General features: G+C 60.8%; 24 protein-coding genes. 17 read left to right on the top strand and 7 right to left on the bottom strand.

Annotation, left to right across the window (positions count from 1 at the left end; genetic code table 11):
• The coding region (locus K0H48_RS08410) for a DUF6531 domain-containing protein (protein ID WP_219267100.1) at positions 1-3,175 on the bottom strand (3,175 nt) is incomplete at its 3' end.
• Between the two features lie 255 nt (positions 3,176-3,430).
• Here K0H48_RS08410 and K0H48_RS08415 point away from each other — a divergent pair.
• Positions 3,431-5,923, top strand: a complete 2,493-nt coding sequence (locus K0H48_RS08415; protein WP_219267101.1) for a TonB-dependent siderophore receptor — start codon at positions 3,431-3,433, stop codon at positions 5,921-5,923.
• Between the two features lie 90 nt (positions 5,924-6,013).
• The gene (locus K0H48_RS08420) at positions 6,014-6,343 is read left to right on the top strand and encodes a hypothetical protein (protein WP_219267102.1); all 330 of its coding nucleotides are present in this window, start codon (positions 6,014-6,016) and stop codon (positions 6,341-6,343) included.
• A 13-nt stretch (positions 6,344-6,356) separates the two neighbouring features.
• Here the strand turns inward: K0H48_RS08420 and K0H48_RS08425 are convergent, their stop codons facing one another.
• Positions 6,357-7,256: a LysR family transcriptional regulator gene (locus K0H48_RS08425; protein WP_219267103.1), complete on the bottom strand. Its 900-nt coding sequence runs from the start codon at positions 7,254-7,256 to the stop codon at positions 6,357-6,359.
• A 106-nt stretch (positions 7,257-7,362) separates the two neighbouring features.
• On the opposite strand from K0H48_RS08425, the gene K0H48_RS08430 reads away from it, so the two are divergent.
• From K0H48_RS08430 to K0H48_RS08450, 5 genes are all read left to right on the top strand, one after another.
• Positions 7,363-8,418 (top strand): AbrB family transcriptional regulator, encoded by a 1,056-nt coding sequence (locus K0H48_RS08430; RefSeq protein ID WP_219267104.1) that lies wholly within the window; start codon positions 7,363-7,365, stop codon positions 8,416-8,418.
• Between the two features lie 66 nt (positions 8,419-8,484).
• Entirely contained in the window at positions 8,485-9,180 is a 696-nt protein-coding gene (locus tag K0H48_RS08435) for a fumarylacetoacetate hydrolase family protein (protein WP_219267105.1), read from the top strand.
• 36 nt (positions 9,181-9,216) lie between these two features.
• On the top strand, positions 9,217-10,125 hold the full coding sequence (locus K0H48_RS08440) for an AraC family transcriptional regulator (protein WP_219267106.1): 909 nt from the start codon (positions 9,217-9,219) through the stop codon (positions 10,123-10,125).
• 83 nt (positions 10,126-10,208) lie between these two features.
• Entirely contained in the window at positions 10,209-10,655 is a 447-nt protein-coding gene (locus K0H48_RS08445; protein WP_219267107.1) for a GNAT family N-acetyltransferase, read from the top strand.
• Positions 10,656-10,658: 3 nt separating this feature from the next.
• Positions 10,659-10,919, top strand: a complete 261-nt coding sequence (locus K0H48_RS08450; RefSeq protein WP_219267108.1) for a hypothetical protein — start codon at positions 10,659-10,661, stop codon at positions 10,917-10,919.
• A 288-nt stretch (positions 10,920-11,207) separates the two neighbouring features.
• On the opposite strand, the gene K0H48_RS08455 is transcribed toward K0H48_RS08450, so the two are convergent.
• Positions 11,208-12,152, bottom strand: coding sequence for a sensor domain-containing diguanylate cyclase (locus K0H48_RS08455; RefSeq protein ID WP_219267109.1), 945 nt, complete (start codon positions 12,150-12,152; stop codon positions 11,208-11,210).
• 246 nt (positions 12,153-12,398) lie between these two features.
• On the opposite strand from K0H48_RS08455, the gene K0H48_RS08460 reads away from it, so the two are divergent.
• Complete coding sequence (locus tag K0H48_RS08460) at positions 12,399-12,647, top strand: DUF1652 domain-containing protein (RefSeq protein ID WP_138815854.1); 249 nt, start codon at positions 12,399-12,401, stop codon at positions 12,645-12,647.
• Here K0H48_RS08460 and K0H48_RS08465 read toward each other — a convergent pair.
• A complete protein-coding gene (locus K0H48_RS08465; protein WP_178112676.1) occupies positions 12,644-12,784 on the bottom strand; it encodes a hypothetical protein in 141 nt (46 codons plus the stop codon). The genes K0H48_RS08460 and K0H48_RS08465 overlap by 4 nt on opposite strands.
• Positions 12,785-13,001: 217 nt before the next feature.
• Here K0H48_RS08465 and K0H48_RS08470 point away from each other — a divergent pair, with 217 nt between their 5' ends.
• The 4 genes from K0H48_RS08470 to K0H48_RS08485 are packed head-to-tail and all read left to right on the top strand — an operon-like array spanning position 13,002 to position 14,844.
• Positions 13,002-13,313: a YXWGXW repeat-containing protein gene (locus K0H48_RS08470; RefSeq protein WP_099547786.1), complete on the top strand. Its 312-nt coding sequence runs from the start codon at positions 13,002-13,004 to the stop codon at positions 13,311-13,313.
• 33 nt (positions 13,314-13,346) lie between these two features.
• Entirely contained in the window at positions 13,347-13,925 is a 579-nt protein-coding gene (locus tag K0H48_RS08475; RefSeq protein WP_219267110.1) for an RNA polymerase sigma factor, read from the top strand.
• Positions 13,922-14,353, top strand: coding sequence for a hypothetical protein (locus tag K0H48_RS08480; protein WP_219267111.1), 432 nt, complete (start codon positions 13,922-13,924; stop codon positions 14,351-14,353). Before K0H48_RS08475 ends, K0H48_RS08480 begins: the two co-directional genes overlap by 4 nt.
• A complete protein-coding gene (locus K0H48_RS08485) occupies positions 14,350-14,844 on the top strand; it encodes a periplasmic heavy metal sensor (protein ID WP_219267112.1) in 495 nt (164 codons plus the stop codon). The genes K0H48_RS08480 and K0H48_RS08485 overlap by 4 nt, the downstream gene beginning before the upstream one ends.
• A 248-nt stretch (positions 14,845-15,092) precedes the next feature.
• Here the strand turns inward: K0H48_RS08485 and K0H48_RS08490 are convergent, their stop codons facing one another.
• From K0H48_RS08490 to K0H48_RS08500, 3 genes are read right to left on the bottom strand one after another with little or no spacing between them, the layout of a single operon-like run.
• Positions 15,093-15,545 carry a LysR substrate-binding domain-containing protein gene (locus tag K0H48_RS08490; protein ID WP_219267175.1) on the bottom strand — a complete coding sequence of 151 codons (453 nt, stop codon included), beginning with the start codon at positions 15,543-15,545 and terminating at the stop codon, positions 15,093-15,095.
• The gene (locus K0H48_RS08495; RefSeq protein ID WP_219267113.1) at positions 15,542-16,969 is read right to left on the bottom strand and encodes a serine hydrolase; all 1,428 of its coding nucleotides are present in this window, start codon (positions 16,967-16,969) and stop codon (positions 15,542-15,544) included. The genes K0H48_RS08490 and K0H48_RS08495 overlap by 4 nt, the downstream gene beginning before the upstream one ends.
• 24 nt (positions 16,970-16,993) lie before the next feature.
• Positions 16,994-17,908, bottom strand: coding sequence for a LysR substrate-binding domain-containing protein (locus K0H48_RS08500; protein ID WP_219267114.1), 915 nt, complete (start codon positions 17,906-17,908; stop codon positions 16,994-16,996).
• A gap of 379 nt (positions 17,909-18,287) precedes the next feature.
• Between K0H48_RS08500 and K0H48_RS08505 the strand changes: the two genes are divergently transcribed.
• The 5 genes from K0H48_RS08505 to K0H48_RS08525 all read left to right on the top strand — a co-directional run bounded on the left by K0H48_RS08505 (position 18,288) and on the right by K0H48_RS08525 (position 24,685).
• Entirely contained in the window at positions 18,288-19,850 is a 1,563-nt protein-coding gene (locus K0H48_RS08505) for an ABC transporter substrate-binding protein (protein WP_219267115.1), read from the top strand.
• A gap of 2 nt (positions 19,851-19,852) precedes the next feature.
• The gene (locus K0H48_RS08510) at positions 19,853-20,794 is read left to right on the top strand and encodes an ABC transporter permease (RefSeq protein ID WP_078743062.1); all 942 of its coding nucleotides are present in this window, start codon (positions 19,853-19,855) and stop codon (positions 20,792-20,794) included.
• Entirely contained in the window at positions 20,791-21,669 is an 879-nt protein-coding gene (locus tag K0H48_RS08515) for an ABC transporter permease (protein ID WP_219267116.1), read from the top strand. The genes K0H48_RS08510 and K0H48_RS08515 overlap by 4 nt, the downstream gene beginning before the upstream one ends.
• The gene (locus K0H48_RS08520) at positions 21,666-23,309 is read left to right on the top strand and encodes an ABC transporter ATP-binding protein (protein ID WP_219267117.1); all 1,644 of its coding nucleotides are present in this window, start codon (positions 21,666-21,668) and stop codon (positions 23,307-23,309) included. Before K0H48_RS08515 ends, K0H48_RS08520 begins: the two co-directional genes overlap by 4 nt.
• A gap of 122 nt (positions 23,310-23,431) precedes the next feature.
• Positions 23,432-24,685 carry an OprD family porin gene (locus tag K0H48_RS08525; RefSeq protein ID WP_138815865.1) on the top strand — a complete coding sequence of 418 codons (1,254 nt, stop codon included), beginning with the start codon at positions 23,432-23,434 and terminating at the stop codon, positions 24,683-24,685.
• The last annotated feature ends 142 nt before the right edge of the window (positions 24,686-24,827 follow it).

Genomic DNA, 24,827 nt, shown 5'->3' on the forward strand with positions numbered 1-24,827 from the left:
CAAGGTGGCCGCCTTTGTCGTGGTTGAAGGTGAGGCGGTTGTTGTCCGGCAGGCGCAGGTTTTTAAGCTGCCCGCAGGCGTCATAGCCATAGCGCAATGTGCCCCAGCCTTGGTGTTCGGCGGTGAGGCGGTTTTGTGGGTCGTATTCGTAGGCTAACGCCCAGTGGCCGTCGTCGACGCTGAGGAGATTGCCTTGGCGGTCGTAGGCATAGTCGACAATGTTGCCGTCTGGCAGGGTTTTTCTTACTAGGCGGCCGGCGTGGTCTCGCGCGTAGCGGGTAACGAGCTGACTGCCGTCGTCGCCGTGTTCGGTTTTCTCCGATAGGTTGCCGTTGAGGTCATACACGTAAGCCGTGCGCTGGCCGTCAAAGCCGATTTCCTGCTGGATCAGGCCGTTGGGGTGGTAATCAAGCCGGTAGGTTTCGCCTACCTCGTTTTCGATTGAGGTCAGCAGCAGGCGCGCATTGTCGTAGCGGTACTTAACGTGGGTGCCATCGGCGTTGATACGGCGGCTGATCAGGTGCAGGCCGTCGGCGTATTCGTAGCGGGTGACGTGGGCGAGTTCGTCGTGTTCGGCGGTGATTTTTCCGTAGGCGTTGTAGGTGTATTCGCGCGTCGCGCCACCGGGCAAAACGACACGAATCAACCGCCCCACGCTGTCCCACTGAAACTGGGTCAGGGCACCTTGCTCATCCTCGCGGGCAACCTGACGACCAAGATCGTCATAGCGATAACGCTTGCTACCACCATTGGGCAGCAGCTCTTTAAGCAACTGCCCACGCTCATTCCAGATCAGCCGATGGCAACTGTTATCGGGAAACCAAACCCCCGTCAGCTGCCCATATTTGTTGTAGCTGTAGTCCGTAATATTGCCGTCAGGATCGGTCTTGCGAATGACGTCGCCCTGATCGTTACGCTCGTATTTCCAAACCGCCTCACCACGGCGTACCACCCGAACGAACCCGTTGTCATGCTCGTAGGACGTCGGCTCGTCGTCCCCCGGAAACATCGCCACCAAGCGTCCGGCGTCTTCGTACTGGTACGCCGTCACCGCCCCAAGCGGGTCCTGCTCGACTGTCAGCCGACCCTTATCGTCATAAGACTTGAAGTATTCAGCACCGTCCGGATCAATGCGCTGCACCAGCCGTGCGCGGTCATCGTGGACGTAAACTTCCCGGCTGCCATCAGCGTTATTAACCGTAACCCTGCCGTCGTCACCCCAGGCATACCGCGTATCCATCTGCGAAAAGCTGGCCCAATGCCGAACACACCGCGCCGCCTTGCCAGCCCGTTCCCACTCCCAAAAGAAGCTCGCGCCACCGGCCAACCCACGTTCAAGAATGACGTGCTGCTCGTCGTACCGATAAACCTCGCTTTCACCCACAGCATTGGTCGCAGAAACCAATCGGCCAAGGTCGTCATAGGCGTAGGAAACAACCTTCTGCTCCGTCACCCATTCGAAGGGTTCATGCCCTTTGGCCCGATGAACCTGATAGTCCACCGCCACAATGCGGCCAAACTCATATCGTAAAAACAGCGAGCGCCCCACGCCGTTATCCAGCCGCTCAACCCGCCCCAAACGATCGTGAAAAACTCGCAGGCGGTTGTCATACGCATCGCTGATGGCAACCAGCACGCCATCGTGAAAGTGATAAAACCGCGACGCCTGGGCCAGCACCAGTTCATCGGGCAAGTCACCCAAATAGATCGCCGCTTCGGCCAAGCTATTAGTAATCGCCGGTCGAGCGGCGGTAGGCAACGGAAACTCGGTACGGCGATTCTCATGATCCGTCCACACCACCGAATCACCGGAAACAGAAAGCCTGTGCGCCAGCGAATGGCTCCAGCCAAACCCCAACCCGCCATCCACTTCCACCGCACTGGTGCGATACAACCGCGTCCACTCAAACGGCAAAACCCCGTCCAGCGTGCCGTCGGTGAGGGTCAGCAATTCCTCGCCAGTAACCATCGACACCGGGCAACCGTTGGTAACGGTTTTGTCCGCAGGGGCTGCCGCATCGCCATTGAGGTTCTTGGCCGAAGCCGGCGCATCGTCAACGTGTTCTTTTTGCTTCACCGCCGCGTTCTGCCGCGCCCGCCAACGCATTTGCAGCGTGCCTTGCTTCAGCCCGCCAACCACACCGCGAACTGCCACCGCCTTGTAACGGTCCACCGCCTGCATGAATGTGGTCAGAATCCCGAGCAGGCTCCTGACAAAACCCACAGCGGCATCCAAAACCCGCGCGCCGTACTTGACCAGCCGCAAACTGAGATAAGCCACGCCGGCTGCCGGTAACGCGATGGTCAGTACCGCGCCGATCACCAGATCAATCAGCAGCGACACTACAAACCCTGCCGCTGTCTCCGCGATTTCGCCGGGTGGCAGCGCGTCCAGCCAGAGCATCGCGGTGCGCAGCATCAGGTACAGCGCGGCCTCATCGCTGGCCAGTAACATGGCCTGTTCCATGACCTTGGGCGCATCGGTAGCCAACTGCGCCAACTTGGCGGCCTCGGCGCCGAGTTGCTCAGCGAATTTCAGTGGGTCTTCAAGAATCGCCTGAACCAGCTTGATGCTGTCCCATACATCGCGGATTGCCGCCCAACTGCCCGCCAGCACACCGCTGCCAATCGCGGTGGCGGTCGATTGCTGCCAATAGGGTTTGAAATCCTTCCACTGCTCGCGCAGCCAGTGCTCCAGGTCGGCCGTCAGCCCGGCGTAGGAGGCAAACAGCGCGTCCACTTGCTGCGCAGAAACGCCGCCCTGCACCCGCACCTGATAGCGCCCACCTGCGGCACAAAAATGCGAACCCTTGCCGTGCTCATCGAGCATGACAAGCGTGGAACTGCCGTCATCCAGCCGGATGACCTCAACCAGGATATTGCCGATCGGCACGTCATACGCCGATTCGAACAGGCTCTGGATTTTCAGCTCGCCGCCCACCGGGCACAGGGCTACGGTGGAAAAGCCCATGTCGGAAATACTGACGCTCTGCTGCGCATCACCAACCCGTAGCACGCGGTCCATCCTCAGCAGCGACGGCATATCCGCAGCATGGCTTAGCGTGTCCAGCGCACGCGCATACCAGGCGTCCATCTGCCGGCGATACTCCGCCAGGCTCTGATGAAAGCCATTCAGCTCATGTTCGATAAAGGCGATGTGGGCAGCGTTGGTCATCCGTGACGTCTCGGCAAAAATGGCAAGGCGTCGGAGTCTGCTGCAGGAAAAAGCCGCTGGACGAATGGTTGGAAAAATCAGAATGGGATGACGCAGGGCGGGTAAAAAACGCGAAAAACTATCCCGAAGGACTACGCAAAAAAGCGATCCAACTCATTGCAATAAAACACCTCAAATAAAAATGACTCGCATCCTTGCCCGATTCCGCGACATGGCCGTCATGGTTAATAGAACCTCCATTACGCAGGATTTCCCATGTCGCGCCTTGCTCGTCCCTTGCACCCACTGGCCCTGTCAGTGGCGATGGCTTTTGCCGCTGTGCCGTTGTTCGCCGTCCAGCCATCCTTTGCCGAAGAAACTGGCAGTGCGTTGCGCCGGTTCTCGATTCCTGCCGGTGATTTGAGCCAATCCCTCAATAGCCTCGCCGAGCAGGCCGCGCTGGTACTGGCGTTTGATGCAGGCTTGACGCGCGGCAAGCACAGTAACGGTGTGAGCGGGCAATACGACACCGACGTGGCACTCGCGCAAGTGCTCGCGGGCAGTGGCTTGCAGGCCATCAAGATCTCCGCCGACCGTTACCGCCTCGAAGCGCTCCCGGACGATGGCGGCGCCATGCAGTTGCAGGCCACCACCATCAGCGGCGCCTACCAGAGCGAAAGCCCCACCGGGCCGGTGGCGGGTTATGTCGCCACCCGCAGCCTGTCGGGCACCAAGACCGATACCGCGCTGATCGAGACGCCGCAGTCGATTTCGGTGGTCACCAAGGACCAGATGCGTGCGCAAAACGCCGAAAGCCTCAACCAGATCCTGCGTTACAGCGCGGCCGTGGTCCCCGAAACCCGTGGCGCTACGGCCTCGCGCCTTGACCAGTTGACCATCCGTGGTTTCGCCCCGGCTACTTATCTGGATGGCCTGCGCATGCCGTCAAGCCGGGATGCCTTGCCACAGAAAGACGCCTTCGACCTGGAGCGCGTCGAAGTACTGCGCGGCCCAGCCTCGGTGCTGTACGGGCAGGGCACGCCAAGCGGGGTGATCAACATGGTCACCAAACGCCCGTTGGACACGCCGCTTCATGAAGTCGGCGTGGAATACGGCACTTTCAACAAGAAGCGCACCACCTTCGATCTGAGCGGCCCGCTTGATGATCAAGGTGTGTATGCCTACCGCGTGGCTGGGTTGTTCGATGATGCCGATGGCCAGGTTGAACACACCGAGACTCGCCGCCAGTCGCTGTCCAGCGCCTTCACCTGGCGCCCGGACGATGCTACCTCGCTGACCTTGCTCGGGCATTTCCAGAAAGACCCGAAGGGCGCGTCGTACGGGTCGGTGCCGGCCTGGGGCTCGGTGCTGCGCAGCCCTACCGGACGCAAGATCGATGTGGATTTTTACGACGGTGAAAAGAACTTCGAGAAAAGCGACCGCGAGCATTACTCCCTCGGCTATGCCTTCGAACATTACTTCAACGACGTCTGGACGCTGCGCCAGAACGCCCGCTACCTGCGGGCCGAGGGCGTCTATCGCAGCATCTACAACAGCTACCTGATGGGCGATTACCGCACCTCCAAGCGCTCCACCATCGCTGCCGATGTGGACATGGACGCTTACACCCTCGATAACCAGGTGCAGGCCAAATTCGACACTGGCTCGTTGCAGCACACGCTGTTGATGGGGCTCGATTACCAGAACACCCGCACCGACACCAAAACCGGGTATGGCAGTGGCCCGAACCTGGATATCTTCGACCCGGTCTACGGCGCACCGGTCACCACGCCCGCGTTCAGCACCGACGCCACCGCGCGCAGCGAGCAGACCGGTGTTTACCTGCAAGAGCAAATGAAGTGGGACCAATGGGTGCTGTTGCTGGGCGGTCGTTATGACTGGGCCAGCACCGACAGCACCACCAAAACCATCAGCTCCGGCGCCAAGAGCAAGTCGTCGCTGGACAGCAAGGCATTCACCGGACGCATTGGCCTGGTTTACCTGTTCGATAATGGCCTGGCGCCGTATGCCAGCTATGCGGAGTCGTTCAACCCGCAATCGGGCACCGGTTATGGCGGTTCGGTGTTCAAGCCCACCGAAGGCAAACAGTACGAAGTCGGCATCAAGTACCAGCCGCCGGGCAGTAACAGCTTTATCACCGCGGCGATTTTCGACCTGCGCCAATCCAACGTGCCGACCATGGACCCGGACCCGACGCACCTGTGTGGCAGTGGTCGCTGCCAGATCCAGGACGGCGAGCAACAGTCCCGTGGCTTTGAACTGGAAGGCAAGGCCAGCCTCAACGACAACCTGGACATTACTGCGGCTTATGCGTACCTGGACAACCGCGCGAGCAAATCCAACAGCACCGTCCGCTATGCGCCGATCAGCGATATCGGCACCGGGCCGGCGGTTCCCGTTGAGGGCACCACCACCTACGGCGTGCCACGCCATACGGCCTCGGCGTGGGCCGACTACACCTTCCACGATGGCCGGCTCAAGGGCTTCGGCGTGGGTGCCGGCGCGCGCTATGTGGGGTCGTCCTGGGGCGATACCGCCAACACCCTGAAAGTGCCTGGCTACACCTTGATGGATGCGGCGGTGCACTACGACATTCCGAATATCGCCAACCCCAAAGACAACCTGCGCCTGGCGCTGAACGCCACCAACCTGGCGAACAAGGAATACGTGGCCTCGTGCTACTCCTATTCGTGGTGCTGGTATGGCTCGCAGCGTACCGTGCAGGCGAGTGCCACTTACCAGTGGTGATAATTGCCAGTAAGGCAATTTAATGGCCCCTTTGTAACAAAATCCCCGCCAAAATCACTTTTATTTTCAGGTGGTTAGGTGGGGATGCAAATGCGCACTGTTGGAATGATGCTGATCGCCTGCTCCCTGGCTGGCGGCGCGGCTACCGTGCAGGCACGGGAGTTGCGCGAGGGCGACAAGTACATGTGCAGTTGGGGCGCCGGCACCGCCGCCAGGGCTCAGGAACTCAAGCTGTCGGGCGTGTCGCTGTATGCCGCGCGGCAGAAGATCCAGACCATCAAGTTCAGCAAGTCGTGGATGCGCATGATGGCCATGGGTATCACCGAGCAGACCTACGACAGCCGCTCACGGCTCAAGCCCGAAGTCATCCGCCAGAGTTTTTACCAGGATTGCCTGCGCTACAAAGTGGCGCGCAAATGATCGCTGCGCCGGTTCAACGTGACAGCGGCGAACCGGCGTCCTCCTGGAAAAACGCCCGGGCTATTTCGATAAAACGCCGATTGGCCTGCGACAGGTACTCATTGGCACGCCAGCACAGGTTGAAGTGCATGAACTGCGCGGGCTCGAAGGAAACACCCACCAGTCCCGCTTCCTGGATTTGAACCGAGCGCAAGAGGGTGGACGCGCCCATGCCGTTGCGCGTGGCGGCGATTACCAGCGGCACGAAGTTGCTTTCCAGGGCAATGCTGAACTGCACGCACGCGTTGCTGCAAAAAGCATCCAGCAGGTGGCGTTGCAGGAAGGTGTTGTCGAACACCAACATGGCCTGGCCCTGCAAGCGTTCTGCCGGGATTGAGGCGAACCCGGCCAATGCATGCTCCTGGTTCATGCACAGCACCATCTCATCACTGCCGAGCCATTCCGATTGCCACTGCGGATTGACCCGCCGTGACTCCAGCAGCGCCACGTCAATGTTGCGTGTGGCCAGGCGTTCGCTGATGTCATCGGCACTGCCCTCCACCACATGCATGGCAATCCCCGGATAGCGCGCGCGAAATTGCATCAGCAATTCGGGAATGTGCCGGATGCCATACATGGGCGGCACGCCGACGCGGATTTCGCCGCTGTGCAATTGGTCCAGGTCCTGCAGTTCGCGGCGGGCGCCGGCGAGGCCCTGCAAACATTTTTCGGCATGGGCCAGAAACAGTTGGCCTTCGGCCGTGACACTAATCTGGCGTGTGGCCCGGTTGAACAGCGCCACCCCCAACTCATCTTCCAAGCGGCTGACCGCCATGCTCAGGGCCGGCTGGGCTACGTGCAAGGCCTGCGCGGCTTTAGTGAAACTGCCTTGGCGAGCAATTTCCACGCAGTACTCCAGCGCTTTAAGATTCATAGGGCTCACATAAAAAAGAATGATAATAGGCTTCACAAATGGATATTTTTTGTGATGAGCGCAAGTCTATAACCTGTCGGCATTCTTCTCCATGTCGGATTTCATCATGCCCCGTGACCCTCGCTTTTACTGGCCTGTAACGCTGATCGTCGGTGCCTTGGGCGGCGGCCTTGCCCACTGGGCGGGCTGGCCTTTGCCTTGGGTTATAGGTTCATTGCTGGCAGTTTTGCTGACACGTTGTGGCGGCGGCCTGGTACCGCAAATACCTCACGGGCGCAAAGCCGGGCAGTTGATTGTGGCGGTGGCCATCGGTTGCCACTTCACGTTGCCGGTCATGCAGGAAGTGGCGGCCCACTTTGGCTTGATCGGCACGGCTGTCCTGCTGACGCTGGTGCTGGCACTGTGCTCGGTGCTGGTTCTGCATCGGTGGGGCGTACCGCTGCCCACCGCATTTTTCGCCTTGATGCCTGCCAATTCCACCGAGATGGTGCACCTGGGCCAGCAACGCCAGGCCGACACCAGTTTCATCGCCGCCGCCCACAGTCTGCGGTTGTTGCTCATCCTGCTGGCAGTGCCTGCTGCTGCAAACTTTGGTGTGGCACATAGCGTTGTGCGCACGCCGTTGCCGGTGGTCTGGCCGTGGCTGATTTTCATCCTGGCCATGGGCTTGCTGGCGGCGTTGGCGTTCAAGCGTTGCAACCTGCCTAATCCCTGGACGTTTGGGCCGTTGCTGATCTGTGCGGTCGGCGTGGGTTGCAACAATCTGTCGATGAGCATGCCCATTTGGCTCAGTGGCTGCGGGCAACTGTTGATAGGGTGTGCGCTGGGCGCCACGTTCGACCGCAGCTTTTTGCGCCGCGCACCCGGTTTTCTGTTGAAGGTGCTGTTGCTGCTGGCAGGTTCGGTAATTGCTACCGCACTGGCCGCATGGGGCCTGGGTGCCGGTTTGGGATTCTCGTGGTTGTCGCTGGCGCTGGGCATGATGCCCGGTAGTGCGCCGGAAATGAGCTTGACCGCCGAGGCGCTTGGGCTGGCAGTCACGCTGGTGACGGCGATGCAGATTATCCGCATGTTATTGATCCAGGCCGCCTGCCTGCCGCTGTATCGCTGGCTTGATCGAGCGTTGCGGATACAAACACCGGCCAGTGCAAAATCTGCGTAAGCCTGTCCAACTTTGCCTTGGCGCTGCTGGCCATACTGGCGCCAGGTAAACCAAGAGGCACAGGCCATGACTGATTACGTATTCACCCCCGCGCCAACCCCATCCCTGGCCGTACAGGGCAGCGACGCACGTTTCCCGCTGCGTCGCGTGTTCTGCGTGGGCCGTAACTACAGTGAACACGCCCGCGAAATGGGGCATGACCCGGATCGCGAACCGCCATTTTTCTTCATGAAACCGGCGGATGCGGTGGTGCCGGCCGAAGGCGTGATCGCTTATCCGCCACTGACCGCCGACCTGCACCATGAGGTGGAACTGGTGGTGGCCATCGGCAAGGGCGGGGTGGATATCAGTCCTGAAGACGCCTTGTCGCATATCTGGGGGTATGGCGTCGGCATCGACTTGACCCGTCGCGACCTGCAGGCCGAGGCGAAAAAACTCGCGCGCCCATGGGATTGGGGCAAGTCGTTCGATGCATCAGCGCCCAGCACCGCCTTGCAACCTGCGAGCGTCATCGGTCACCCGGCCAGCGGCAAGATCTGGCTCAAGGTCAATGGTGAGCAGCGCCAGTTCGGCGACCTGGCTGACCTGATCTGGTCGGTGAGCGAGATCATCAGCTACGCCTCAAAATCCGTGGCGCTCAAGGCAGGAGACTTGATCTTTACCGGCACCCCGGCGGGCGTCGGCGCGTTGCAGCTTGGGGATGTGGTGACCGCCGGCATCGACGGCATCGGCCAGTTGAGTTTCACCCTAAGCCAGGGTTGAGGCTAAAGTGGTGCCCAGGCCATTCGAGAGACCGTTATGCCAGGCACCCGCGTCACCACCTATGGCATGGAACAACGCAGCGACCGCCCCGACTTCTATATCCGCGACAAGCGCGGGCGGGCGGCGCTGACCAGCCCGCATCGGCATGAATACTTCCAGATCCAGATCAACCTGGGCGGCGACACCGTGCAACATATCGGCGGCGCGGTGCGTCCGTTCCCGCACAAAGCCATGGCGTTTATCCTGCCCCATCGCCTGCATGTGATTCCCCACCCGCAAGACGGCGAGTTCATGCTGATCAACTTCAGCCAGGCGTTCTTCCTGCCACAGCTCACCTGCGATCCGTTGGACCTGGAAGACATCCCCATCAGCCAGGCGCCGGAGCTGTCACCGTTTCGTTTTCAGGAGCACCTGGACTTCATCCTTGATGACGCGGACTTTGAGCAAGTGCACACCTGGCTCGGCCATATGCGCACCCTGGACGCCCAGCGCACCTTCGGCGCCCGTGAGCGCTTGAAGGGCTACTTGTTCCAACTGATCGGGTTGGTTTGCCAGCAGTACGCCGAACCCTTGCAGGCGTTCGCCGCCAATAACGCCACCCGGCGTGGGCGCAAAGACGCCTTGGCACGGGTGCACGGCTATATCCGCGAGCATCTGCATGAGCCGAGCCTTAATCTTACTGATGCTGCGGCCGCTGCGTTCCTGTCACCCAACTACCTCACCCACCTGCTGAGCAAAGAAACCGGCAAACCCTTCTCCCAATGGGTGCTCGATCGCCGCATGCAGTTGGCGCGCACCTTATTGCTCAACACCGCGCAGATGATCGGTGCAGTGGCCCTGCGTTGCGGGTTTACCGACGAGGCGTATTTCTCCCGCTGTTTTCGCAAGGCCCATGGCCTTGCGCCAGGGCAGTTTCGGCGTCAACAACAGGCAAAACCCCTGTAGTCGAGCGCCTTCTCTTACAAATCCACGACAATCTCTGTGTTTCTATTTACATACAATTGCGTGCATTCACGGAGGAGGCATCTATGCAAACCCTTATTCGGCTGGCGACGTTGGCGGATATCGACACGTTGTTCGCCATTCGCACCGCCGTGGTGCAGAACCACTTGAGCCGTGAGCAGATGGCGGATCTGGGCATTACGCCACAGGTGCTGGCAGACAGCATCCGCGAAGCGCCGTGTGTCTGGCTGGCAGAAGTGGAGGGCGAGCCGGCTGCTTTTTCGATGGTCAACTTTGACAGCGGCGAGGTATTTGCGATGTTCGTACTGCCCGCCTATGAAGGCCGGGGTCTGGGCCGCCAACTCATGGCGATGGCTGAAAACGCGCTGTTTGAGCACCACCAGACGCTGTACCTGATCACCGACGGGCGCGATGACATCCGCGCCAACGGGTTTTATCAGCGTTTGGGTTGGACGCAGGTGGGCCGGGTCGATGGCGACGATGTGCGCTATGAAAAGAGCAGGGCGCCCTGAATCATGAACCCGGCAGAACCTCCGTCCAACAACGGCCTTCGCTATGCGGCGATCGGGGTTGTGTGCGCCGCGGTGCTGCTGGGCGTCTTGTTTATGCGCTTCAATGCTCAGGTCGACCTGGAACGGGAAGAGGCGGCCGAACGCCTGGTGCTGTGCCAACACCTTGAAAGTGTGGCCCGTGCTACTTCGACGACCGCTCTGGATTCGCTTGAAGCCTGTAAACAACTCAGAAAGCGTTACAGCGAGAGTGTCGCGCCGTTATAAGCAATAACCCCATTTGAATAATGGATATATAGCCACGAAGTGATAAGGGTTATATAGGCTTATTGCACCAAAAAGTGGCACTTTATGGCTTGGCTGCCTTAAAAATTGTGTGGTTATTGAATGACTTACGCGGCTTTTAATCCGACGAAAGGAATAAAATAATCTTGTTACAGGTTTTTACAGTCGTTACTATAGCCGGGCGTTCACCTCCCACGGTTTATGCATTTTTAAATCCCAAGTTTCCATCAGCTACTTGGGATTTTTTTTGCGCGTAATTTGACCTCGGCGTCAAACTTCACTCTCGGCAAACTCTGCGCGCATGCGTCCATTGCGTTTGGCCTGATACAGCAACTTGTCGACCGACTCGACGAACGCCAGCAGGTCGCTGTTGGGCGTCACGGTATGCGTGCCTACCCCCAGGCTCAGGCTCAGCAACTTGGAGACCGGCGAAACGGCATGTTCAATCTGCTGCTGGCAAATCAAGTGCAGGCAGCGTTGCGCCACTTGCCGGGCTGAGGCTGCGTCGGTTTCGGGCAGCAACCACACAAATTCCTCGCCGCCGATACGCGCAATAAAATCCCGTGGCCGGTTGGCCGCCTGGGACAAGGTGCGGGCCACCTGGCGCAAGGCTTCATCGCCCTTGATATGGCCGTAGTGGTCGTTGTACTGCTTGAAAAAGTCGATATCCAGAATGATCAACGACAGCGGCAATTGGCTGCGCAGGGCACTGGCCCATTCGCGTTCGAGCACGGTGTCGAACATGCGGCGGTTGGCGATGCCGGTGAGGCCGTCCTGGAAGGAGTATTCCTCCAGTTGTTTTTGCAGGCGGATCAGGTGCTCTTCGGTCTTCTTGCGTTCGCTGATATCGAACATAAAGCCGATCAAGGCTTCGACTTCGCCGTCCTTGCGCACCACATGCACCACGTCGCGGATCCATACATAGTCGCCGTTGACCGTCAGTGCGCGGTAGTCGGCTTCGTGGTCCACGCCGGCGCGCGATTGCGACACACAAAAATTCACCATGTATTCACGGTCGTCCGGGTGCATGCGTTCGACCCAGTCATCCACGCTCACCCAGCTTTGCGGGGTCCAGCCCAGCAGCGCTTCGATCTGCGGGCCGATGTAGCTGAAGGTCATGCTCTGCCAGTCGATGCGCCACGGGATGGCGTTGGTCGACTCCAGCAGGGTTTTGTACACGTCGCTGTCGGGCTGGCTCGGGGGAACAATGCTCATGGCGGGCGGCTCGGGGTGATGACTAAAAGCCAAGAGCGTCTTTTGATACAGATCGTGAGTCAAGCCCTTGCCAAAGCAGCAGACGAGAGGTTGTGTGCTGGCTTTTTGGCGCCAGCGCACTAGCGTTTACCGGGCAAAATGCGGCGCAGGTATCACTTTTGAATTAATTGTTCAGTAGCAGGCAAAACCTTATCTATGCTGGTTGCATCACACCCACAGGGTCGGACCCAGGGACGGGGGCTCAGCATGATTGCGATCGACGAACTCAATAAGATCATGGCCACCGGCTTCATGCCGCTGGCCTGTGATTGCAGCCTCAACAGCGACGGTTCGCTGCGCATCAGCGTGTTCGAGCCGACGTCGGGTCGCGTCGATCTGTTGCTGACCCGGGTCTCGCCCCAAGGCCTGGACAGCATCCGTGCCATCTCAAACCTTATTGGCGAACTGCGCACCGAGATCAAGGCCGGGCGCCGAGGTTTTGCGGCGGTAGGCTAGCTGTTCACGCTGCTGGTCGAGGTGTCGACTGCGCCGTAGTAGCGCCAGCAGCAATGCCGGTGTTCGGGCAGGATCACGCAGCCGCTCAGGCTGACAATCAGCAGGGCGGCAACCAGCATAGAGAGTCGACGGGTCATGATATTTCCTCATTGTGTGTTCTGCGTTACGTCTTGAACGCAGCCACCTGCGCAAATCCGTCGCGATGCTTTCAAACATTTCATCCAGCGTATTCATCCCCTGAGCAATACTTCCAGCGTCGAGAAAAAACTTGGGTTTCTCGCGACGGATTTTCCTGTGCCCAGCGTTCAACCCATCAGATGCGAACATTTTCGTCCGCCGTATGAAGGAGTTGCCATGAACCCACTGGCCAAATTGCGCTACGCCTTGCTGGTCCCGCTGGCCTTCGCCGCGCTTGTCAGCACCCCGACCTTTGCCCAGACCGAAGTGATCATCCGCCAGGCCCCACCGGCCGAACGCGTTGAAGTGATCCCGGCTGAACGCCCAGGCTTTGTCTGGGACCGTGGCCACTGGCAATGGGAACGCGGCGCGTATGCCTGGGTGCCGGGCCACTGGCAGGAAGTGGTGCGTAACGCGCGCTGGGAGCCTGGGCACTGGGAATCCCGTGGCCCCAACTGGTACTGGCGCGAAGGGCACTGGATCCGCTGAAACCTCTTAGCCCCCGGACCGAGTATTACCTGATTGAAAGACACTGATCCGGACGTTGAGCTACTGGCGCGTATCGGCAACAACGAACCTGCGGCCGTCAACGAAATGGTGACGCGCAAGCTGCCACGTTTGCTGGCGCTCGCCAGTCGGCTGCTAGGGGATGCCGACGAAGCCAAGGACGTGGCCCAGGAAAGCTTCCTGCGCATCTGGCGCCAGGCGGCCAAGTGGCGCCCCGGCGAAGCGCGGTTTGATACGTGGCTGCACCGCGTGGCACTCAACCTGTGCCATGACCGCTTGCGCCGGCGCAAGGAGCACCCGTTGAATGAGGACGCGGTGCTGGAGCTGGCGGACAGCGCACCGTCGCCTGATGAACAGTTGGAAACCGCGGACCGCAATGCAAGGATGGCCGCCGCCCTGGCGACCTTGCCCGAGCGCCAGCGCGAAGCCATTGTGTTGCAGTACTACCAGGAGCTGTCGAACATCGACGCCGCGGCCCTGATGAACATCAGCGTCGAGGCACTGGAGAGCCTGCTGTCGCGGGCCCGACGCCAGTTGCGCAGCCAACTTGCCGACACACCCGGGCTCGCCCGCCCAGGAAGGGGAAAACCATGACACCTGAACGCTTTGCGCACCTGGCTGATGCCTATGGAGCCAGCCTGCATCGCTGGCCCAGCGCCGAAAGAGCCGCTGCCCAGGCATTGCTCGACAGCGGCAACCCCCGCGCCCGCGAGGCGTTGCGCGAGGTCGGTTGGCTCGACGCCCAGTTGGACAGCCATCAGTTCGTTTTCAACGACCCAGCGCTTGCGCGTCAGATTCGCAAGTCGGCGCCACGGCGGGTGTCGTTCTGGTCGCGCTATGCCAACTGGCTCTCGCCCGCAGGCTTGGTCGGCGTGGGCATTGCCGGGATTGCCGCCGGGGTACTGGTGGCGTCGCTGAGTGTGCCGTTGCCGATGTTGTCATCCGACGTGCTGCCCAGCGTCTTCGATCAGGGCGACGCCGATGTCGTCTTCACCGTCAACGCCGAGGAAACCGAGCAATGACCCCAACATCCCTTAAACCCTGGTTGGTCTTTTCGGTATTGCTCAACGTATTTTTGATCGGCGGTGTGGGCGGCGGCCTCTATCACTGGATGGCCAACGTCAAGCCCGCCGAAGCGGTGGTCAACCAGCATGGTCTGCGCCAGGCGATGATCAAGTTGCCGATGGAGCGACGCAAGGAATTGCGTCAGCTGCTACGCCACAACCGCGCCGACAGCCAGCCGCTGATCATGGCCGGCCGGGAAGCACGCCTGGGAGTGATCAAACAGCTCGAAGCGCCGACGCTGGACCGCGATGCACTGGTGACTGAACTGGCCAAGGCCCGCGAGGCAGATGTGGCGTTGCGGGCGTTGGTGGACGCAACGCTGGCACAGTTCGCGAGCAATTTGCCACAGGATGAACGGCAGAAACTGGTCGAGGCGCTGTACCAGCGTGGGCAGGCCAAAAACCGCGAGAAGTTGCCGCAGGTGGCGGGCGCTAGACCGCGTGCTTGAGCGGTTGCTCACATCCAGCTGATGCAATGCGGTCTAAATGTGGGAGCGGGCTTGCTCGCGAAGGCGGTGTGTCAGTGACAGATAAATTGACTGACCCACCGCCTTCGCGAGCAAGCCCGCTCCCACAGTTGACCGCATGCGGTTTTGAATATGAGGTCGGCTGCGGATTTGCATGCACTGAAGAGCTGCTTTTCTGTGGGAGCTGGCTTGTCGAATCGTCGCACCGCTGCGATGCAGGCACCTCGGTATCACGCCTCGGCAAAAATCCCCACCACCACCTTGCGCAACCACACATGCCGCGGATCCTTCTGATTCCGTGCATGCCAATGGTGCTTCAAGCTATACACCGGTATCCCCACTCGCGGTTCAATCACCCTGACTGCCGCGTGTTTCTCATAAATATGCGCCACTGACCGTGGCAGCACCGCAATCAAGTCCGAGCGCTCGATAATCGCCGGCATGCTCATGTAGTGCGAGATCTGCAGCACGATGTTGCGTTTGATCCCTTGCTCGGCCAGAAAGCTCTCATACATCTCCTGGCTCCGGCTGCCATCGCGCACTTGCACGTGTTCCAGGGTGCAGAACTCTTCCAGGCTCAGCTGTGGCCCGGTGACGCCGTGGTGGCGGCCGATCAGGCAGACAAGGTCGTGGAAGAACAGGCGTTGCTGGTAGATGTTACCAAAGCCGGTGGAGGCGATCAGGCTAACGCGCCGATCAGCACTTCCTGCTCGCGCTGCGCACTGTTGACGTTCACCGTGCGTGCAACGCTCACCCCATTGCCTTCAAACACGCAGATCACGCGATCTCGAAACGCCGTCTGCGGGTAGATCCAGGTCATTTCCAGCGTCACCGCATCCAGCCAGCGAGCACCGGCGACGATCTGCGCGGCGTTAAACTCATAGCCGTGGTGCAAGGCGCGGCCGGGCATGCTGGTGGTGCCTGCGCGCCAATGATCGATACCGACGGTCAGGCGGTGAGTCGCGTGGCTGTCGGTCAACTCAAAGGTCAGCACATCGGCGCTGAAATCAAACGACAACTGCCGCACGCCGAGCCCATTCTCAGCCATTAAAAACACCCGCTTCGAATCGGCAGGTGCCGCGCAGGCCGAGACCAGCGACGGTCGCTGCGCCATGCTCGCCAGACGCGCCTGCAGCCGTGCATCCGCATCGGGCGTTGCACCACCGTCAAACGCTGCTGGAAAGTGCCGTTCGATAAACGGAGTAATTTCCGCAGAGTTTTTCATCCCGCCTACAAGCACCAGCGTTGCGCCGTATTCGCGGTACACCGCCGCCATCTGCACAAACACCCCGAGCGCGCTGAAAGCGCCGGCGGGTTTCATCATCCAGTGGTAGCCGTAGCGGCTGTTCGGCCCACCCTGAGGCTGCGTCGCCGGTTTGACCCAGGCTGCAGGCAACAGCTGTTGACCCTCCCAGACGCCATCCTGGGCATGCAGCACCGCCAGCTTCAGCACCGCCGAGACCGGCGCCGTAAGGCCATTGCCGCCAGGGTTCACGCCATCCGGGCCGATGTCCCAGGTTTCGTTGTGAATATCCAGCGGCGCAAACAAGCGCGGCTTGAGGTAGGCGTGCAAGGTCTGCCCGGTGACACGGTTGATCAGCGCCGAGAGCATGTAGCTGGCCGCGCTGGTGTAGACGTATTCGGTGCCCGGCGCATAGGCCAGCGGGATCTTGAAGAATTCCGCGATCCAGCTGGTGGCGATACCGCGCCACACCGAACCGGACGTATTGGCGGCATGCCCGGTGCGCATGGTCAGCAGGTGTTCGACGGTCATGTCGGCCAGGCGCGGGTCAGCATCGTGCGGTACTTCATCGGGAAAGAACGTCACCAGCCGATCACCCAGCGTCAACAAGCCTTCTTCGATGGCCAGGCCAATGGCGCAGCCGGTAAAACTCTTGGCCATTGAATGCAGCACGCGCGGTTCGTTGGGGTCGACCGGCCAGGTCCAGCCCTCGGCAACGACGTGGCCGTGGCGATGCAACATGAAGCCGTGCAGATCAAGCCCGGCAGCCTTGACCTCATCGAGAAACGCAATCACGCGGTCGGGGTCAACGCCAAGGCTGCTGGCACTGGCACGCGGTAAACCATCGTAGGAAGTTAAAGGCATGAAAAAGCTCTTGAGCAGGGAGGTTCAACGGCTGCGATGCACCAGCCGGGAATAGGAAATCAGCATGCTGGTGAGTTCCTGGCTGACGCCGGTCAACGGCGAGGAACGGCGGCTGATCAGGCACACATCGCGCGCCGCCAGTGGTTCCTCGATCGCAATGGTGGTCAGCGCGCTGGAAAACAGTTTCATCCCCGGCAGCATGCGCGGCTCGATGGTCAGGTAGTCGGTTTCCGAGACAATGTGCAGGGTTTCCAGCAGCGAGTCGGTGGTGATCGCAATTTTCGGTGGCGCCAGGCCCTGTGTGCGAAACAGCTCCACCAGACGGTTTTCGGCGCCGCCGACCACGCCGGAGGGGCGCACGCTGATCCACTGGCAATCCACCAGCGCCTGCACGGATTTGGCCTGGGCCAACGGGTGGCCCTTGCGCGCAATGATGCCGGCGTTGGAGCTGTAGAGGCGGTCGATGGCCAGGTCGATGTCGGTAACCGTCGGCGCCAGTGGGCACAGCACAAAATCCAGGCGACCGTCGCGTACTTTTTCTACCAGGCCTTTGGTGGTGTCGCTGGCCACATGCACCTGGATGCGCGGGAAGCGCTGGGTGAAGTTGCTCAGCACCGGCAGCAGCAGTTCGGCCAGCGGTTCGGAGGTCACGCCCAGGGCAATATTGCCTTCGGGCTCGCCTTTCCAGGGTTGCAGGTCGAGCAGGGCGCGTTCGCAGTCCAGGGTGATGGAGCGCGCACGCACCAGAAACACTTCACCGGCCGACGTCAGGTTGATGCCTTGGTTCGAGCGTTGCAACAGCACCACGCCGAGTTCTTTTTCCAGGGTCTGGATCGATTGGGTCAGGGTGCTTTGCGCCACGTCCAATTGGCGTGCGGCAGAGCGGAAGCTGCCTTTTTCAACCACAGCGCAAAACGCCCGAAGATGGGTGAGTGTCATGAAGGACTGCCTCAGGTTGCAGCGTTTAAACCATTGAATGCCTGCCAGCTTATCTGATGACTATAGGTGCGCACAGATCGGTTTGACCGATCAGGTTCATTATTTTTGATCGTTTGGAAACGGCTCCAACCCCTGATTTTTCGGTAGGCTCAGGGTTGAGCGATGCAAAGCCCGTGGGTGATCGGATTGGCCGAGCCTGATCACCTGGAGCGTTCTTCTCAAGCTTGCCGCGTGAAGAATAAGATCGGCCCAGGAACATTCGCCGACCGTGAACGGCGACTAAAACAACAACAACTATTCAGGAGTTCGGCCGTGCCTCTTTTTGGGTCCTGCCAGCGTCCGAACCCATGCGTAAGGAACACTTAAGGTGCATTTATCAATGAACAAGACTTTAATCCTGGCAGGCGCCTTGTCTGCGACGCTGATGGGCACTGCCCAGGCTGAAAGTGTCTTGAAGGTGGCGCTTAACGCCGATATCCGCAGCACCGATCCGGGCGTGAACCGCGACACCAACTCTGACGCAGTGATCATGCACATCACCGAAGGGCTGGTGGCGTTTCGTGAAGACGCGACCGTCGGCCCGCTGCTGGCCAAGGACGTGCAAGTCTCCGACGATGGCTTGCGCTACACCTTCCACCTGCGCGACGGGGTGAAATTTCAGAACGGCAAGCCCCTCACGTCCGCCGAGGTGCTGTGGACCTGGAAACGCTTCCTCGACCCCAAGACCCAATGGCGCTGTGCGCCGGAGTTCGACGGGCATGGCGGCGCCAAGATTATCGACATGAGCGCGCCCGACCCGCTCACCGTGGTGTTCACCCTCGACCAGCCCAATGGCCTGTTCCTCACCAGCACCGCGCTGCCGGAGTGTGGTGGCAGCGGCATTCTGTCACCCGACTCGCTCAACGCCGACGGCACGTGGAAGGCGCCGATCGGCACCGGCCCGTTCAAGCTGGGCGAGTGGAAGCCCGGCCAATACATCGAGTTGTTGCGCAATGCCAGCTACACCTCGCGTGATGAAAAAGACCCCGATGGCTACACCGGCAACAAAACCACCAGCCTGGACCGTGTGCGCCTGTTGGTGATCCCCGATCCGGCGGCGGCCAAGGCGGCGTTGCTGTCGAAAAACGTCGACCTGCTGATTGATGTGACGCCGATGGACGCCACCGAGCTTGCCGCCAACCCCGGCGTGCGCGTGACCTCCAGCGGCACCATGTCAGTCAATGCGTTGCTGTTCCAGACCCGCGACCCGCTGCTTAAAGATGTGCGCCTGCGCCAGGCCATCGCTCACGCCCTGGACTCCGCGCAGATCGTTGAAGCCCTCACTGGTGGCCGCTCCAAGGCCAATAACTCGATGGTTGCGCGGGGCAGTCATTACCACACTGGCGTCGAAGACCAGGGCTACACCTTCGACCCGGCCAAGACCGCGCAACTGTTGCGTGAGGCTGGGTATAAGGGCGAGCCGATCAAGCTGATCGTCAACAAACGCTACGCCGCGATCTTCGACATGGGCGTATTCGTGCAAGCCATGGCCAAAGCCAGCGGCATCAACCTGGAGCTGGAAACCCTGGAGTGGGGCACCCAGCTGGAGCGCTACCAGAGCGGCAACTACCAGATGATGGCGTTCCCGTATTCCGAGCGCCTCGACCCGGCCCTGAGTTTTGATTCGATGACCGGCGACAAGGACAAGGAAGCCCGCAAGGTCTGGGACAACCCCGAGGCGCGCCACTGGCTGCGTGAGGCACAGCGTGAAGGTGACATCAGCAAGCGCCAGGCGCTGTTCGACCAACTGCATCAGCAGATGCTCAAGGACGTGCCGCTGATCCCGATGTACAACGGCAACGCGATTGCCGCCAGCCGTGATTACGTGCAGGGCCTGCGCACCTGGCCGGTGTCCAAGCCGCGCCTGTGGACCGTCAGCGTCCCCGCTTCCGGGAGCAATTAAGGATGTTTCGTTTTATCTCTCAACGCCTGGCAATGTCGATTCCGACCTTGCTGCTGATCTCGCTGATGGTGTTCGCGATCATCCGCCTGGTGCCGGGTGACCCGGCGCTGCTGATGCTCGGCGACATGGCCGACGCCCATAGCCTGGAAGTTGCGCGTGCATCTTTGGGCCTGGACCAGCCGCTGCCGGTGCAGTTTGTGATCTGGCTTAAAGCGGTGCTCAGCGGCGACCTCGGGCATTCGATCACCACCAATGAAGCGGTGCTGCCGCTGATTCTGGATCGCTTCCAAGTGAGCGCCGGGATCGTTTTGGTGTCGGTGTTGCTGGCGGCTCTGATCGCCGTGCCGGCGGGCCTGCTCGCGGCCTGGAAGCAGGACAGCGCGCTGGACTTTGGCGTGGTCTCGACGGCGACGCTGCTGCTGTCGATTCCCAGCTTCTGGCTCGGCCTGCTGTTGCTGTATGCGTTCGGTATCAAGCTGGGTTGGTTGCCGGTGGTGGGTTATGTGTCGTTCAGCCAGTCACCCTGGCAGGCCGTGACGTTTATCGTGCTGCCAATTGTGACGCTGACGCTGGTGGAGCTGGGCGCGATCACCCGCATGGCCCGGGCCAGTGCGATTGAAGTGCTGCGCCTGGAGTACATCACCCATGCCCGCGCCAAAGGTTTATCGGAGCGCGCCGTGTTGTGGCGGCATGCCTTGCGCAACTCGTTTGCACCGACGCTGACCCTGATCGGCCTGATCCTCGGCAACCTGCTCAGCGGCATCGCCGTGCTCGAAACCGTGTTCACGCTGCCGGGCATCGGTCGGCTGATGGTCGACGCGATCTACGCCCGGGACTACCCGGTGCTGCAAGGCTGCCTGCTGCTGGTGACCTTTGTTTATGTGCTGGTCAACCTGTTGGTGGACCTGCTGTACCCGCTCTTCGACCCCAGGGTTAAGTTATGAATAAGCCACTTCCTGTTGCCCCCGAGGTGCTGCTGGCGGCGCCTGCGCGTGCCCCCAGGGCCTGGCGTGTGCCGCCGTTGAACGCGCTGATAGGTGCGAGTTTATTGGCCTTGCTGTTGATCATGGCCGCGCTCGGCCTGGTGTGGACGCCCCGCGATCCGCTGGCGCTGAACCTGCTGGCGCGTTTGCAGGCACCCACCGCCGCGCACCTGCTGGGCACCGATGAATACGGCCGCGATGTGCTCAGCCGCTTGATGATCGGCGCACACACCAGCCTGTGGGTGAGTGTGCTGACGGTGAGCATGGCGATTGTCGCCGGCACCTTCCTGGGCCTGCTCGCCGGCTTCCTGCGCGGCTGGGTCGACCGTGGCCTGATGATGATCAACGACGCGTTGCTGGCATTTCCCGGCATCCTGTTGGCGCTGGGCCTGATGGCGATCATCGGTCCGAGCCTGTACGGCATCGTCTTCGCGTTGAGCCTGGCGTATACGCCATCGGTGGTGCGGGTGGTGCGCGGCACGGTGATGTCGCTGCGCGAGAAGGAGTTTGTCGAAGCCTCGCGGGTGATCGGTAACTCCGAGCTGTACACCATGCTGCGTCACATTGCGCCGAACTGCGTGGCGCCGGTGTGTGTACTGGCCACCAGCATGTTCGGCTGGGCGATCCTCGCCGAAAGCGCCTTGAGCTTCCTCGGCCTGGGCGTGCCGCCACCGGCCGCCACCTGGGGCAACATGCTCGCGGCCAGCCGGCCGTATATCGCCACGGCCAGTTGGCTGGGGCTGTTTCCCGGGGTCTGCATCGCCATGGCGCTGCTGGCGTTCAACCTGTGTGGTGACGCCTTGCGTGACCGCCTCGATCCACGGATGAGTAAATGAACATGACTGACGTACTCTTGGCCGTCGATCACCTCAAAATCCGCGTCGGCGCCCACGGCCCGCTGGCGGTCAATGACTTGAGTTTTACCATCGCGCCAGGCGAAATCGTGGCGCTGGTGGGCGAGTCCGGCAGCGGCAAGACCATGGCCGCCCGCGCCGCCATTGGCCTGCTGCCACCGCCGCTGCAGCATTGCGGCGGCCAGGTGCGCTTCCAGGGTCACGACCTCAATAGCCTTGCGCCGGAGCAACTGCGCCAACTGCGTGGAGCCAAGATCGGCATGGTGTTCCAGGAACCGATGGTCTCGCTCAACCCCTCGATGAGCATCGGCGAGCAGATGGCCGAGGGCCTGCGCTTGCACACCAAACTGACGGAGCAGCAAATCCGCGAGCGTAGCCTGGAAATGCTCGGCCATATCGGCATCAAGGACGCCGAGCGCTGCCTGGTGGCGTTTCCCCATGAGTTTTCCGGCGGCATGCGCCAACGCATCATGCTCGCCTCGGTGATGCTGCTGCGCCCGGCACTGCTGATTGCCGACGAGCCCACTACCGCGCTGGATTGCCTGGCGCAACTGGATGTATTGAAACTGATGCTCGACCTGACCCGCGAGCAGGGCACGGCGATTTTGTTTATCAGCCATGACCTGTCGCTGGTGGCGCGCTACGCCGACAAAGTGGTGGTGATGCGCGAAGGCCGCGCGGTGGAGCAGGGCAGCATCGAACAAATCCTGTTATCGCCCAAGGCTGAGTACACCCGGCAATTGCTCGAAGCCTTGCCCCGGCGGGGCGTGCTGGCGCCATTGCCCAAGGCCGATGGCCCGCTGCTGGCGGTCAAGGATGTGTGCATCGAACACCCTGGCCCGCGCAGCCTGTGGGGGCGCAGCCAGTTCAAGCGCGTGGTGCACTCGGCGAACCTGAGTATCGCACCGGGTGAAACCCTGGCGTTGGTGGGCGGCAGTGGCTCGGGCAAAACCACTCTGGGCCGGGCGATTGTCGGCCTGAATAAAGCCTGCGCCGGCGCTATCGAGTTTGAAGGCGTGGACATTCTCAAGTCCGGCAACCGTGAACATCGCCTGCAATGCCAGATGATTTTTCAGGACCCGTATTCGTCCCTCGACCCGCGCATGAAGATCGGCGACATCCTCGCCGAACCGCTGCGCCACGTGCCCGGTATGAGCGCCGAGCAAAAACGTGAGCGGGTGATGAAAACCCTGGTGGATATCGGCCTGGCCGAGCAGTTTGTCGAGCGTTTCCCGCATCAGCTCTCCGGTGGTCAGCGCCAGCGCGTGGCGATTGGTCGCGCGTTGGTGCGCCACCCACGGCTGGTGATTGCCGACGAGCCGATCTCGGCGTTGGACATGACCATCCAGAAGCAGATTCTGGAGCTGTTCGAACGCCTGCAAGCGCAGTACGGCTTTGCCTGCCTGTTCATCTCCCACGACCTCGCGGCAGTGGAGCGCATTGCCCACCGGGTGGCGGTGATGAGCGAGGGCAGGGTGGTGGAAATGGGTGCGCGCGACGAGATTTTCGACCGCCCGCAACACCCCTACACCCGCAAGCTGCTGGCCGCTGCCAGCCCTTTGGAGAAACTGGAAAACGGTGGCTACCGCATCCGCCAAGGCCCCGTTCCGCTAGCGCTGTAGCCAGAGTTGTAAATCAGAGCTGACTTCACCCGCCGCGCAAATCGCTGATTTGCGCGAACGGCGAAGCCATGCCCGAAGAACAATAAAAACACCCCTAAACCGACTGCCAGGAGCTTAAAAAAATGAAAAAATCCCTGACTCAACTCATCACCGGCGTAGGCGTCGTGAGCAGCGGGATGATCCCGTTCGCCGCCCAGGCCGACTTCATCAAGGACAGCAGCGGTACGCTGGAATTGAAGAACTACTACTTCAACCGTGATTACCGCGAGAACGCATCGCAGTCGATGCGCGCCGAGTGGGCCCAAGGCTTTCTGCTGGGCATAAAGTCCGGTTTTACCGAGGGCACCGTGGGCTTCGGCCTGGATGCGATCGGCATGCTGGGGGTAAAACTCGACTCCAGCCCAGGCCTTTCCGGTACTGGCCTGTTACAGCGTGACAGCGACAAAAATGTCTCCGACGAGTACTCCAAACTCGGCGTGACGGCCAAGGCACGCTTCGCCAAGAGCGAACTACGCATCGGTTACCTGGTGCCGGACCTGCCGATCCTGCAACCCAACACCAGTCGCCTGTTCCCGCAGTCGTTCAATGGTACGCAACTGGTGTCCAACGACATCAGCAACCTCAAGCTGACCCTCGGTCAGATTGACCAGGCCAAGGACCGCGACTCCACCAACTACGAAGACATGAAGCTGACCACCGTCAGCAAGGTCTACAAAAGCACGGCCCTGAGCGACAAGTTTCGCTTTGCCGGCGGTGATTACTCGCTGACGCCCAACACCTTGCTCAGCTACCACTATGCCGCGCTTGACAGCATCTACCAGCAGCAATTCGTGGGCTTTAAAAACAACTTCGGCCTGGGCGGCGGCACGCTGAAAACCGATATCCGCTACTTCAACTCCGACAAGGACGGTGCGGGCCTGGCCGGCGACGTCGACAACAGTGCGCTGAGCACACGGTTTACCTACCAGTACGGCGGCCACAGCATCGGCGGCGGTTACCAGCGCCAGTACGGCACCACGCCGTTTACCTACCTGGACGGCTCCATCAGCTACCTGTTTACCGAGTACCAGTTCAGCAACTTCACCCAGACCCGCGAGCGTGCCTGGCATGCGCGCTACGACTACAACTTCGCCGACCTCGGCTTGCCAGGCCTGTTGTTCGGCATCAAGTACGCCAAGGGCGACTCGGCCGAAGTGCTCGGCTTTAACCGCGAAGGCCGCGAGTGGGAGCGCGACCTGGACCTGGGCTATGTGGTGCAGAGCGGCACGTTCAAAGGCGTGTCGATGCGCTGGCGCAACGCCCTGAGCAAGGGCAACTACTTCAATGATGTGAACGAGAACCGCGTGATGCTGGGGTACACCCTGGCGCTCTGGTAACCCCTCAGTGTGGGAGCGGGCTTGCCGGCTCCCACCGTGATCGGATTATCAGATCAAGATAGCGGTGGCCGCCCTTACCGGCGATCACTTGGTCTCGTTAGTATTTTCCCCAAGCAAACGTCACTCGAATATCGAGACTTCC

The organism is Pseudomonas sp. Xaverov 259 (assembly GCF_019352915.1).
Taxonomy (GTDB): domain Bacteria; phylum Pseudomonadota; class Gammaproteobacteria; order Pseudomonadales; family Pseudomonadaceae; genus Aquipseudomonas.